11 protein-coding genes and 1 pseudogene are annotated in these 12,847 nt (G+C 68.8%); 10 read left to right on the top strand and 2 right to left on the bottom strand.

Annotated features, from left to right (window positions below; genetic code table 11):
• Positions 1 to 87: 87 nt before the first annotated feature.
• Positions 88 to 906, bottom strand: a complete 819-nt coding sequence (locus QF046_RS03635) for an IclR family transcriptional regulator (protein WP_307366291.1) — start codon at positions 904 to 906, stop codon at positions 88 to 90.
• 80 nt (positions 907 to 986) lie between these two features.
• Between QF046_RS03635 and QF046_RS03630 the strand changes: the two genes are divergently transcribed.
• The 3 genes from QF046_RS03630 to QF046_RS03620 are packed head-to-tail and all read left to right on the top strand — an operon-like array spanning position 987 to position 3,593.
• The gene (locus QF046_RS03630) at positions 987 to 1,763 is read left to right on the top strand and encodes a CoA transferase subunit A (RefSeq protein ID WP_307366289.1); all 777 of its coding nucleotides are present in this window, start codon (positions 987 to 989) and stop codon (positions 1,761 to 1,763) included.
• A 1-nt stretch (position 1,764) separates the two neighbouring features.
• On the top strand, positions 1,765 to 2,418 hold the full coding sequence (locus tag QF046_RS03625; protein ID WP_307366287.1) for a CoA transferase subunit B: 654 nt from the start codon (positions 1,765 to 1,767) through the stop codon (positions 2,416 to 2,418).
• Positions 2,415 to 3,593: an acetyl-CoA C-acetyltransferase gene (locus QF046_RS03620; protein WP_307366285.1), complete on the top strand. Its 1,179-nt coding sequence runs from the start codon at positions 2,415 to 2,417 to the stop codon at positions 3,591 to 3,593. The genes QF046_RS03625 and QF046_RS03620 overlap by 4 nt, the downstream gene beginning before the upstream one ends.
• Positions 3,594 to 3,714: 121 nt before the next feature.
• Here QF046_RS03620 and QF046_RS03615 read toward each other — a convergent pair whose 3' ends face one another.
• Entirely contained in the window at positions 3,715 to 3,993 is a 279-nt protein-coding gene (locus tag QF046_RS03615; RefSeq protein WP_307366283.1) for a hypothetical protein, read from the bottom strand.
• A 144-nt stretch (positions 3,994 to 4,137) separates the two neighbouring features.
• Between QF046_RS03615 and QF046_RS03610 the strand changes: the two genes are divergently transcribed.
• The 7 genes and pseudogenes from QF046_RS03610 (at position 4,138) to ilvC (ending at position 12,821) form a co-directional block, all read left to right on the top strand.
• Entirely contained in the window at positions 4,138 to 5,367 is a 1,230-nt protein-coding gene (locus tag QF046_RS03610; RefSeq protein WP_307366281.1) for an MFS transporter, read from the top strand.
• Positions 5,368 to 5,413: 46 nt separating this feature from the next.
• Positions 5,414 to 6,838: a trehalose-6-phosphate synthase gene (locus QF046_RS03605; RefSeq protein WP_307366279.1), complete on the top strand. Its 1,425-nt coding sequence runs from the start codon at positions 5,414 to 5,416 to the stop codon at positions 6,836 to 6,838.
• On the top strand, positions 6,835 to 7,632 hold the full coding sequence (gene otsB / locus QF046_RS03600) for a trehalose-phosphatase (protein ID WP_307366277.1): 798 nt from the start codon (positions 6,835 to 6,837) through the stop codon (positions 7,630 to 7,632). The genes QF046_RS03605 and otsB overlap by 4 nt, the downstream gene beginning before the upstream one ends.
• A gap of 9 nt (positions 7,633 to 7,641) precedes the next feature.
• Positions 7,642 to 9,376 (top strand): annotated as a pseudogene (ilvD, locus tag QF046_RS03595) (dihydroxy-acid dehydratase).
• A 56-nt stretch (positions 9,377 to 9,432) separates the two neighbouring features.
• Positions 9,433 to 11,238: an acetolactate synthase large subunit gene (locus QF046_RS03590; protein ID WP_307366275.1), complete on the top strand. Its 1,806-nt coding sequence runs from the start codon at positions 9,433 to 9,435 to the stop codon at positions 11,236 to 11,238.
• A 3-nt stretch (positions 11,239 to 11,241) separates the two neighbouring features.
• Positions 11,242 to 11,751 carry an acetolactate synthase small subunit gene (gene ilvN, locus QF046_RS03585; protein ID WP_307366274.1) on the top strand — a complete coding sequence of 170 codons (510 nt, stop codon included), beginning with the start codon at positions 11,242 to 11,244 and terminating at the stop codon, positions 11,749 to 11,751.
• A gap of 5 nt (positions 11,752 to 11,756) precedes the next feature.
• Positions 11,757 to 12,821 carry a ketol-acid reductoisomerase gene (gene ilvC, locus QF046_RS03580; protein ID WP_307372691.1) on the top strand — a complete coding sequence of 355 codons (1,065 nt, stop codon included), beginning with the start codon at positions 11,757 to 11,759 and terminating at the stop codon, positions 12,819 to 12,821.
• Positions 12,822 to 12,847 lie beyond the last annotated feature (26 nt).

Below are 12,847 nucleotides of genomic sequence, written 5' to 3'. Positions count from 1 at the left end.
GCCGACACGCCAGATGTCGGACCGATTCGCGGGAAACGTCCTCCATCTGGCGTGTCGGCCCCGGAAGTGCATCGCACGGCGGGCGGGTCAGCGCCGCGCGCCGGCGATCCGGGACGACAGCTGGTGGGCGTGCGCGAGCAGCGTGCGGCCGAGCTGGGGGAGCCGATCGGGACCGAACCGGAACTCCGCGCCGGTCAGACTCAGCGCCCACTCGGCGCGTCCCTCCCGGTCGAAGACCGCAGCGCCCAGACCCCAGGACCCCGCCAGGATCAGACCGGGATTGATGGCGTAGCCGCGCTCCTTCGTCTCGGCCAGGCGCTTGCGCAGCGGACCCGGTGCGTGCGCGCGCCCCCAGCGCTCCTCGAGCTCGGGATGGCGCTCCAGGTACGCATCCATATCGTGGTCAGGCAGGAACGACAGGATCGCGATGCCGGCGCTCGCGACGCCGAGGGGGAAGCGCACACCCTCGCTGAGCACGAACGACCGGATCGGGAACGGACCCTCCTCGCGGATCAGGCACACCGTCTCGTCGGCGCGCCGCGTGGACAGGAACGCGCTCTCCTCGGTCTTCACGGCCAGCGAGCGCACGATGTCGCGGGAGATCTCGGTGATGTCGTACCGCGCAGCCGCCGCTGTCCCCATGAGATACAGCTCGGGACCCGGCATCCAGCGCGACGTCGCCTCATCCTGATCGACGAGCCCCTCCAGGCGCAGCGCGGTCAGCAGGCGATGCGCCGTGGACCGGCTGAGATCGGCATCCTTCGCCAGCTGCAGCAGTGACGCACCATCCGCCGACGCGGAGACCAGACGCAGCAGGGCCGATGCGCGAGCGATGGCCTGTGCGCCGGGGACGGTGCGCCGGCCGGACGAAGCAGATTCCACAATGTGGACGCTACCCGGATCCATGACCACATCGCAAGCATCCGCTTGCCCGGGATCCGACGACGGCGGATGCTGGAGGTGACCCATCACGAAGGAGTGGCCCTGTGATCGACAAACAGTTCGCTTCGGCGGCGGAAGCCGTCGCCGACATCCCCGACGGAGCATCTCTCGCCGTCGGAGGATTCGGCCTCTCCGGCAACCCGATGATCCTCATCGAGGCGCTGCACGCGCGGGGCACCACGGACCTCAGCGTCGTCAGCAACAACTGCGGCGTGGATGACTGGGGGCTCGGCATCCTGCTCGGTGCGCAGCGCATCCGCAAGATGACGTCCTCGTACGTCGGCGAGAACAAGGAGTTCGAGCGGCAGTTCCTCGAAGGCGACCTCGAGCTCGAGCTGACCCCTCAGGGAACCCTCGCAGAGAAGCTGCGCGCCGGGGGTTCGGGCGTCGCCGCGTTCTTCACGCAGACCGGGGTCGGCACGCAGGTGGCCGAAGGCGGCCTGCCGCGCCGGTACAACGCCGACGGAACCGTCGCGGTCGCCTCCGCACCGAAGGAGGTGCGCAGCTTCGACTTCCACGGCGAGCAGCGCGACTTCGTGCTGGAGGAGTCGATCACGACCGACTACGCGCTCGTGCACGCACTCAAGGGCGACCGGCACGGCAACCTCATCTTCAACAAGGCGGCCCGCAACTTCAACCCGATCGCCGCGATGGCCGGCCGCATCTGCATCGCCCAGGTCGAGCAGCTCGTCGAACCCGGCGAACTCGACCCGGACTGCATCCACCTGCCCGGTGTGTTCGTGCACCGCGTCGTGGAGGTCGGATCCGCCATCGAGAAGCGCATCGAACGGCGAACAGTGCGCACCCAGGAAGGCAACTGACATGGCACTCACCCGGAATGAGATGGCTGCACGAGCCGCACAGGAGCTCGCGGACGGCTCGTACGTCAATCTCGGCATCGGCCTGCCGACTCTGGTGCCGAACTACGTGCCCGACGGCGTGACCCTCGTGCTGCAGTCCGAGAACGGCATCCTCGGCGTCGGCCCGTACCCGACGGAGGAGAACGTCGATCCCGACCTCATCAACGCGGGCAAGGAGACGGTCACGCTGAACCCCGGGTCCGCGTTCTTCGATTCGGCGATGAGCTTCGGCATGATCCGCGGCGGCAAGATCGATGCCGCCATCCTCGGGGCCATGCAGGTCTCGGTCGGCGGTGACCTCGCCAACTGGATGATCCCCGGCAAGATGGTCAAGGGGCCCGGCGGCGCGATGGATCTCGTGCACGGCGCCGGGCGCGTCATCATCCTCATGGAGCACGTCGCGAAGGACGGCTCCGCCAAGATCGTGAACGAATGCTCGCTGCCGCTGACCGGCAGAGGGGTGGTCGATCGGATCATCACCGATCTGGCCGTGATCGACGTGACCCCCGACGGGCTGGTGCTCGTGGAGACCGCTCCCGGCGTGAGCGTGCAGGATGTCATCGACGCCACCGAACCGTCTCTGACGGTCTCGGAGAATCTGAAGGAGAACTCATGAGCGACATCGTCATCGTCGCAGCAGCCCGTACGCCCCAGGGCAGGTTGAAGGGGCAGCTCGCCTCGTTCAGCGGACCCCAGCTCGGCTCGTTCGCGATCCGCGGGGCACTGGAGCAGGCCGCCATCTCGCCCACCGACGTCGATGCCGTCATCATGGGCCAGGTGCTCTCGGCAGGCTCCGGGCAGAACCCCGCCCGCCAGGCCGCGATCGGCGCCGGCATCGGATGGGACGTGCCGGCGCACTCCGTCAACAAGGTGTGCCTGTCGGGCCTGACCGCCGTGATCGACGCCGCACGGATGATCCGCACCGGCGACGCCACGACCGTGGTCGCCGGGGGCATGGAGTCCATGACACGCGCGCCCCACCTGCTGATGGGATCCCGCGACGGCTGGGCCTACGGGAGCATCGAGGTGCTCGACCACATGGCGCACGACGGCCTGACCGACGTCTACGACCGGGAGAGCATGGGGGCCTCCACCGAGCGGCACAACCCGCGCTTCGAGATGACCCGCGAGCTGCAGGACACCGTCGCGGCGCTCTCGCACCAGCGCGCGGCCGCAGGGCAGCAGTCCGGCGCCTTCGATGCCGAGATCGTCGAGGTGTCGGTACCGCAGCGCAAGGGCGACCCGCTCGTCGTCAGCAAGGACGAGGGAGTGCGCCCGGACACGACCGTGGAATCCCTCGCAGGGCTCCGGCCGGCCTTCGCCGAGGGCGGCACGATCACCGCGGGCAACTCCTCGCAGATCTCCGACGGCGCCGCCGCGGTGATCGTCACGACGCGGGAGAACGCCGAGGCGAAGGGCTGGCCCGTACTGGCCGTCATCGGCGCGAGCGGGCAGACCGCCGGCCCGGACAACTCCCTGCAGGCGCAGCCGGCACAGGCCATCGCGCGTGCGCTGGAGAAGCAGGGGATCGCGGCATCCGAGCTGGACCTGGTCGAGATCAACGAGGCGTTCGGCGCGGTCGTCGCCCGCTCTCAGCAGGAACTCGGGCTCTCCGCCGACATCGTGAACGTCGACGGCGGCGGCATCGCCATCGGGCACCCGATCGGCGCCAGCGGCGCGCGCCTGGTCGTGCACCTGGCGCACCAGCTCGCGAAGCGCGGATCCGGCACGGCCGTCGCCGCCCTCTGCGGTGGTGGCGGTCAGGGCGAGGCGCTCATCCTCACCCGCTGAGTCGAGCTCGCGTGCGTGTCACGCGGACATGTGCGCTTCGCGCGGACCGGATGCCGCAGGGCATCCGCGCGAAGCGCAGTTCACCGCGCCGGGCGTAACGCGCGCGTCGCGGGGAGTGCGCTCAGCGTTCGGCGGCGATGCGCGCGACCTCGTCGCGGCGCTTCTCCTTGCGGTCGCGCTTGTCGGGCTTCGGCGCGAACGGCGAATCCACCGCGACGGGCAGGCCCTTCTCCTGACGGCGCATGTCCTGGACCGCGCCGATGGCCAGTGAGAGCGTGATCGCCCAGCTGAGCCAGCCGAGAACCGCGCGCCACGTGATCTGCTGGCCGCGCGTGCCGCGCAGGAGGGTCACGCCGGTGGTGATGGCGCCGAAGAGTCCGGTGCGAAGGAGATAGCGCATGAGCCCACGCTAGCCGAGTGCCCAGGATGCTCGGGTAGTCTTGACAGCAGTTCCAACTGTGTATCTACCGGCCGTCGGCTCTCCGGCGGAAAGCGGCGGCACCCGACCCGGCGTCACGCGGAACCGTTGCGGCGCCCGAGAGCCATGACGCACACCATCTCTTCGCCGAGCGCGCCGAGCCTGATCCGCCTCGCCGGCCTGCCGTACTTCCTCATCGCGTTCGTCGCGCGACTTCCCTTCGCGATGATGGTCGTCGGCGTCCTCACCGTGGTCGTCACCGCCCGCGGCTCGCTGAGCCTGGGCGGCATCACCTCCGCGGCCGTCGGACTCGGCACGGCCCTGATCGGTCCGTTCCTGGGGGCCGCCGCCGACCGTTACGGGCAGCGCCCGGTGCTGATCGCCTCCGCCGTGCTGAACGCGATCATGCTCGCCGCGTTCGCGGTGGTCGTGTACAGCCCGCTGGATCAGGCCCTCGTGCTGTTGTCGGCGTTCGCGATCGGTGCGACCGCACCCCAGGTGTCGCCGATGTCCCGGTCGCGGCTGGTCACGATCATCGACGACCGGATGCCGCGGGCCCTGCGGGCGCGTACGACCTCGGCGACCATGTCCTACGAGTCCGCGGCCGACGAGACCGTCTTCGTCTTCGGGCCCTTCATCGTGGGCGCCCTGGCGTCGCTGATCACCCCCTGGGCGCCGATCGCCCTGGCATCCGCGCTGACCCTCGTCTTCGTCGGCGCCTTCGCGCTGCATCCGACCGCCCGCCACGTATCGGCGGCCCGAGGCGCCGACGGCTCCGCACCGTCGCCGGTGTCCGAGCTGTTCCGACCGGTACTCCTGGTGGTCGTCATCGGCATCTTCGGCGTCGGACTGTTCTTCGGCTCGATGCTCACCTCGCTTACGTCGTTCATGGCCGATCGCGGTGCGGCCGAGCAGGCCGGGCTGCTGTACGGCGTGATGGGAATCGGTTCGGCGATCCTCGCGCTGGGTGTCGCCTGGCTTCCGCCGCGGTTCACCCTGCACGCCCGCTGGCTCGCCTTCGGCGCCGTCCTGCTGGGCGGCTCGGTGCTCGTGGCGAACGCGTCGGACATCACCACGATGACGATCGCTCTGTCCCTGCTGGGCATCGGAATCGGACCGACACTGGTCACCCTGTACAGCCTGGGCGCGGCGCGCAGTCCGCTGGGGCGCTCGGCCACCGTCATGACGATGCTCGGCTCGGGAGTCGTCGTCGGTCAGGCCGCTGCGGCGGCGATCACGGGCGGACTCGCCGAGAGCGCGGGCACGGGAGCGGCGCTGCTGATGCCGCTCGTCTCCGCGGCGATCGTCGTGGTCGCCGGTATCGCGAACCGTCTTCTCTCACCACCCCTGCGCTGACTCGGCCCGCGCTGGGTAGCCTGGGGGTACCGAGCAGAGGAGTCCCATGGTCGCCGCAGAGTTCGTCGTCGTCGCCAACCGTCTTCCGGTCGACCGGATAGTGACCGCTGACGGGGAGGAGATCTGGCGGACCTCGCCGGGTGGGCTCGTCGCCGCGCTCGAGCCGATGATGCGCAGCGTGGACGGCGCCTGGGTCGGCTGGGCGGGCATGCCCGATGTCGATCTCCCGCCGTTCGATGCCGACGGCATCCGTCTGATCCCGGTGCCGCTGAGCGAAGCGGATGTCGAGGAGTACTACGAAGGATTCTCCAACGACACGATCTGGCCGCTGTACCACGACGTCATCGCGCCGCCGCAGTACCACCGCGAGTGGTGGGAGGCGTACGTCTCCGTCAATCAGCGCTTCGCCGAGGCGGCCGCTGCGGCCGTCGCCAGGAACGGCACGGTCTGGGTGCACGACTACCAGTTGCAGCTCGTGCCCGAGATGGTGCGCAGCCTGCGCCCCGACGTCACGATCGGCTACTTCCACCACATCCCTTTCCCCTCGCACAACCTGTACGCCCAGCTGCCGTGGAGGGATCAGGTGCTGCGCGGACTGCTGGGCGCCGACGTCATCGGCTTCCAGCGTGCACAGGATGCGGCGAGCTTCCTCGCCGCCACGAAGCGGCGCCTGGGATACGAGACCAAGGCGACCACGGTCTCCATGCCGGACGGCCGGGTCAGTCATGTGCGGGCGTTCCCGATCTCCATCGAGACGACCCCGTACCGTGAGCTGGCGCAGCGTCCTGACATCCGCGCCCGCGCCGTCGAGATCCGCGAGGGACTCGGCAACCCGAAGCACATCCTGCTCGGCGTGGACCGGCTGGACTACACCAAGGGGATCGGACACCGCATCAAGGCCTACGGCGAACTGCTCGACCAGGGTCGCATCTCCGTGGAGGACGTCGCATTCATCCAGGTCGCCAGTCCGAGCCGCGAGCGGGTGAACGCCTACATGCTGCTGCGCGACGAGGTCGAGCTGGCCATCGGGCGCATCAACGGCAACCACGACACGCTCGGGCACACGGCCATCCGCTACCTGCATCAGGGCTTCCCGCGCGAGGAGATGGTGGCGATGTACCTCGCGGCCGACGTCATGCTCGTCACGGCGCTGCGTGACGGGATGAATCTCGTGGCGAAGGAGTACGTCGCCACCCGCGCCGACAACCGCGGTGTGCTGGTGCTCAGCGAGTTCACCGGCGCGGCCGACGAGCTCCGCCAGGCGGTGCGCATCAACCCGCACGACATCGAGGGCGTGAAGGATGCCATCGTGACGGCCATCGAGATGCCGCGTCACGAGCAGAGCCGTCGGATGCGGTCGCTGCGCAAGCGTGTGCTCGAGCACGACGTGAACGACTGGTCGCAGTCGTTCCTGAGGGCGCTGGAGCAAGCCGCCCACCGACGCCGACACCCCGAGGAGGAGCAGGCATGACCCGCGACTGGAAGCCGGATGCCGCAGACGACGCCATCACCGCGATCGCCCGCACCCCGGTGCTGCTGATCGCGCTCGACTTCGACGGCACCGCCTCACCCCTGGTCGCCGAGCCCATGAGCGCTCGCGCGCTGCCCGAGATCACCGACGCCGTGGCACGACTGGCGGCGCTGCCCGCGACATTCGTCGCATACGTCTCCGGTCGCAGCCTCGTGCACCTGCGCGAGATCGCCGAGCACGCCGACGACTCGCCGGTGCTGCTGGCGGGCTCCCACGGCGCGCAGTACTGGTTCCCCGGCGAGGGGGAGGCGAATGCCGGCGAGCAGGAGCAGGAGCGTGAGCTGCGCGAATCGCTGTTCGACGAGCTCGAACCGCTGCTGACCGACTACCCGGGCGTCGAACTGGAGCGCAAGACGTTCGGCGTGGGCATCCACGGGCGTCCGGCGGAACCCGATGTCGAGCGCGCAGCCTTCGCGGCGGTCGACGAGGTGATGACCCGTCGCGCGGCGCGCTGGCGACGGCGCACGGGCGACCGGATCCTGGAATTCTCCTCACGCGCCGAGGGTAAGGATGCCGCCATCGCCGCGCTCCGCGCGCGCACCGGCGCCACCGGCATCGTCTTCGCCGGAGACGATGTGACCGACGAGGACGCGATGCGCGTTCTGGCGGCGGGAGACCTCGGAGTGAGAGTGGGAGCGGGGGAGACCGCGGCGACGCTGCGTGTGGACACCCCACAGCAGGTCGCCGATCTCCTTGGTGTCATTGCGACCGAACGCGCCTCGGGTCGGGAATAGACTTCCGTCATGTCCTCCCGTGAAGCTCATTCCGGTGCGCCCGGCGCACAATCAGAAATCGACATCAAGCCGCGCAGCCGAGTCGTCACAGACGGCATCGAGGCGACCACGTCCCGCGGGATGCTCCGCGCCGTCGGCATGGGCGACGATGGATTGGGACAAGCCTCAGATCGGCATCGCGTCGAGCTGGAACGAGATCACCCCGTGCAACCTGAGCCTGGACCGGCTCGCGCAGGGCGCCAAGGAGGGCGTCCACTCCGGTGGCGGCTACCCGCTGCAGTTCGGCACCATCTCCGTCTCGGACGGCATCTCGATGGGCCACGAGGGCATGCACTTCTCGCTGGTCTCCCGCGAGGTCATCGCCGACTCGGTCGAGACCGTGATGATGGCCGAGCGACTGGATGGCAGCGTGCTCCTGGCCGGCTGCGACAAGTCGATCCCCGGCATGCTGATGGCCAGCGCCCGCCTCGACCTCTCCAGCGTCTTCCTGTACGCAGGATCCATCGCACCCGGGTGGGTCAAGCTCTCGGACGGCACCGAGAAGGACGTCACGATCATCGACTCGTTCGAGGCCGTCGGCGCATGCCGCGCCGGACTCATGAGCGAAGAGGACCTCAAGCGCATCGAGTGCGCGATCGCGCCCGGTGAAGGCGCCTGCGGCGGCATGTACACCGCCAACACGATGGCGTCGGTCGCCGAGGCGCTCGGGCTGAGCCTTCCCGGATCGGCGGCGCCGCCCGCAGCTGCTCGTCGACGCGACTACTTCGCGCACCGCTCCGGTGAGGCCGTTGTCAACCTGCTGCGTCAGGGCATCACCACGCGCGACATCCTCACCCCCGAGGCGTTCGAGAACGCGATCGCACTCGCGATGGCCCTCGGCGGCTCCACCAACGTCGTGCTGCACCTGCTCGCCATCGCGCACGAGGCCGAGGTCGAGCTGAACCTGCACGACTTCAACCGCATCGGCGACAAGGTCCCGCACGTGGCCGACATGAAGCCCTTCGGCAAGTACGTCATGAACGACGTCGACCGTCACGGCGGCATCCCGGTCATCATGAAGGCGATGCTCGACGAGGGACTCCTGCACGGCGACGCGCTCACGGTGACCGGCAAGACGCTGGCCGAGAACCTCGCCGACCTCAACCCGGGTCCGCTCGACGGCGAGGTCATCCACACCTTCGACAACCCCATCCACGCGAGCGGCGGCCTGACCGTGCTGCACGGATCCCTCGCACCCGAGGGCGCCGTCGTGAAGTCGGCCGGCTTCGACGCCGACGTGTTCGAAGGGCCGGCGCGCGTGTTCGAGCGCGAGCGTGCGGCGATGGATGCCGTCGCGAACGGCGAGATCAACGCGGGCGAGGTCATCGTCATCCGGTACGAGGGCCCCAAGGGCGGCCCCGGCATGCGCGAGATGCTCGCGATCACCGCGGCCATCAAGGGCGCGGGGCTCGGAAAAGATGTACTACTCTTGACAGACGGACGATTCTCAGGCGGCACAACCGGCCTGTGCATCGGCCACATAGCACCCGAAGCGGTGGACGCAGGTCCTATCGCCTTCGTGCGCGATGGTGATCTGATACGGGTCGATATCGCGGCTCGCTCTCTCGAGCTACTCGTCGAGGAGTCCGAGCTGAGCTCCCGCCGTGAGGGCTGGGAGCCACTTCCTCCGCGCTATACCCGTGGTGTCCTCGCCAAGTACTCCCGTCTCGTGCGCTCCGCAGCCCAGGGCGCCGTAACCGGTTGAGTGCTTCCTCCGCCGTTCAGGCGTGAACCGACTCCGACAGATCATCTAGGAATGACATGACTCCTCCTGATTCCGCTCCGGCCGTGCCTCGGCCGCCGGCGCGCGCAGCATCCGCTCCCGAGATCACCGGCGCAGAGGCGGTCGTCCGCTCGCTCGAGCTGCTCGGGGTGACCGATGTCTTCGGTCTTCCTGGCGGCGCGATCCTGCCGGTCTACGACCCGCTGATGGATGCTTCGGAGCTGCGCCACATCCTGGTGCGCCACGAGCAGGGTGCGGGCCACGCCGCCGAGGGCTACGCCTCGGCATCCGGCAGGGTCGGCGTCTGCATCGCGACTTCCGGACCGGGTGCGACCAACCTGGTCACGGCGATCGCCGACGCCTACATGGACTCCGTGCCGATCGTGGCGATCACCGGACAGGTGTTCTCGACGCTGATGGGGACGGACGCCTTCCAGGAGGCGGACATCGTGGGCATCACGATGCCGATCACCAAGCACTCCTTCCTCGTCAAGCGCGCGGAGGACATCCCCGGCGCCATCGCGGCGGCGTTCGAGATCGCCTCGACCGGTCGTCCCGGCCCCGTGCTCGTCGACATCACGAAGGACGCCCAGCAGGCCGTGGCGCCGTTCAACTGGCCGCCCAAGGTGGACCTGCCCGGCTACCGGCCGGTCACCAAGGCGCACGGGAAGCAGATCCAGGCTGCGGCGACCATGCTCGCCGGAGCCAAGAAGCCCGTCCTCTACGTCGGCGGCGGCGTGATCCGCGGCCGCGCGTCGGCTGAACTGCTCACGCTGGCGGAGGCGACCGGGGCACCGGTCGTCACCACGCTGATGGCCCGCGGGGCGTTCCCCGACTCGCACCCGCAGCACCTCGGCATGCCCGGCATGCACGGGACGGTTCCGGCAGTGCTGGCCCTGCAGGAGGCCGATCTCATCGTGTCGCTGGGCGCGCGCTTCGACGACCGGGTGACCGGAAACGTGTCGCTGTTCGCACCGCACGCGAAGGTCGTGCACGTCGACATCGACCCGGCCGAGATCTCCAAGATCCGCACCGCGGACGTGCCGATCGTGGGCGATGTGCGCGACGTGCTGGTCGACCTCGACACCGCGTTCCGCGGCGCGATCGGGGGAGCGGAACCCGACACCGAGGAGTGGTGGTCGTACCTGGACGGGCTGAAGTCGGAGTTCCCGCTCGGCTACGCGCCGACGACCGATGGACTGCTCTCCCCGCAGCACGTGATCCAGCGCATCGGCGAGCTCACCGGCCCCGAAGCGGTGTACGCGGCGGGCGTCGGACAGCATCAGATGTGGGCGGCGCAGTTCATCAAGTACGAGCGTCCCAACTCCTGGCTGAACTCCGGCGGAGCGGGCACGATGGGCTACTCGGTGCCGGCCGCCATGGGCGCCAAGGTCGCCGAGCCGGGCCGCGTCGTGTGGGCGATCGACGGCGACGGATGCTTCCAGATGACCAACCAGGAGCTCGCGACCTGCGTCATCAACAACATCCCGATCAAGGTCGCGATCATCAACAACTCGTCGCTGGGCATGGTGCGCCAGTGGCAGACCCTGCTGTACGACGGGCGCCACTCGAACACCGACCTGAACACCGGGCACGGCACCGTGCGCATCCCCGACTTCGTCAAGCTCGCCGACGCGTACGGCTGCCTCGCGATCCGCGTGGAGACCGAGGACGAAGTGGATGCCGCGATCAAACTCGCGCTGGAGACCAACGACCGGCCCGTGGTCATCGACTTCGTCGTGTCGGCGGACTCGATGGTGTGGCCCATGGTCAAGCAGGGTCTCAGCAACAGCTACATCCAGTACGCGCGTGACCACGCGCCCGCATTCGACCAGGAGATCTGAGCCATGGCATCGCATGTTCTGAGCCTGCTGGTCGAGGACACCCCCGGCCTGCTGACCCGGGTCGCCGGGCTCTTCGCCCGTCGCGGCTTCAACATCGAATCGCTCGCGGTCGGCGTCACAGAGGTGCCTGGCATTTCGCGCATCACCGTCGTGGTCGACGTCGACGAGCTGCCGCTCGAGCAGGTCACCAAGCAGCTGAACAAGCTGGTCAACGTGATCAAGATCGTCGAGCTCGAGTTCTCGTCGTCCGTGCAGCGCGAGCACATGCTCATCAAGGTGCGCACCGACAACAACACCCGCTCGAACGTGCTCGAGATCGTGAACCTGTTCCGCGCCTCGGTCGTCGACTACGCTCCCGACGCGCTGGTGATCGAGGTCACCGGCGATCAGGGCAAGGTCCAGGCGCTGCTGCGGGCCCTCGAGCCCTTCGGCGTCAAGGAACTGGCCCAGTCGGGCCTGCTCGCCATCGGCCGCGGCGGCAAGAGCATCACCGAGCGCGTCCTGCGCGGCTGACCCCCATACATCCTCAGAACCACAACCAAGGAGAAACACACGTGAGCACCGAGATCTTCTACGACGACGACGCTGACCTCTCGATCATCCAGGGCAAGAAGGTCGCGATCGTCGGCTACGGCTCGCAGGGCCACGCCCACGCGATGAACCTGCGCGATTCGGGCGTCGAGGTGACGATCGCCCTCAAGGAGGGCTCCAAGTCGATCGCCAAGGCCGAAGAGGCCGGCTTCCCCGTGAAGAACGTCGCCGACGCCACCGAGTGGGCCGACGTCATCATGATCCTCGCGCCCGATCAGCACCAGCGCACGATCTACAACGAGTCGATCAAGGACCGTCTGACCGCGGGCAAGGCCCTCGCCTTCGCGCACGGCTTCAACATCCGCTTCGGCTACATCGACGCGCCGGAGGGCGTGGACGTCATCCTCATCGCGCCGAAGGCCCCCGGTCACACCGTGCGCCGCGAGTTCGTCGCCGGCCGTGGCATCCCGGACATCATCGCCGTCGAGCGCGACGCCACGGGCGGCGCCTGGGCGCTGGCGCTCTCGTACGCGAAGGCCATCGGCGGCACCCGTGCCGGCGTCATCAAGACGACCTTCACCGAGGAGACCGAGACCGACCTGTTCGGCGAGCAGGCCGTGCTCTGCGGTGGCGTCAGCCACCTCGTGCAGGCCGGCTTCGAGACCCTGACCGAGGCGGGCTACCAGCCGCAGATCGCCTACTTCGAGGTGCTGCACGAGCTCAAGCTCATCGTCGACCTGATGTGGGAGGGCGGCATCGCCAAGCAGCGCTGGTCCATCTCCGACACCGCCGAGTTCGGCGACTACGTCTCGGGTCCGCGCATCATCGACGCCGGCGTGAAGGAGCGGATGCAGGGCGTGCTCGCCGACATCCAGTCCGGCGCGTTCGCGAAGCGCTTCATCGACGACCAGGACAACGGCGCACAGGAGTTCCTGGCTCTTCGCGAGAAGGAGCAGGGTCACCCGATCGAGGTCACCGGCAAAGAGCTGCGTTCGCTGTTCGCCTGGAAGCAGGCGGACGAGGACTACATCGAGGGCAGCGCAGCGCGCTGACCAGGCACCTCTGAACGAGAAGGGCA

The sequence above is a fragment of the Microbacterium sp. W4I4 genome (genome assembly GCF_030816235.1).
Taxonomy (GTDB): Bacteria; Actinomycetota; Actinomycetes; order Actinomycetales; family Microbacteriaceae; genus Microbacterium.
Note: the sequence above shows the minus strand (reverse complement) of the source record. Positions and strands in the feature narration are given on the sequence as shown.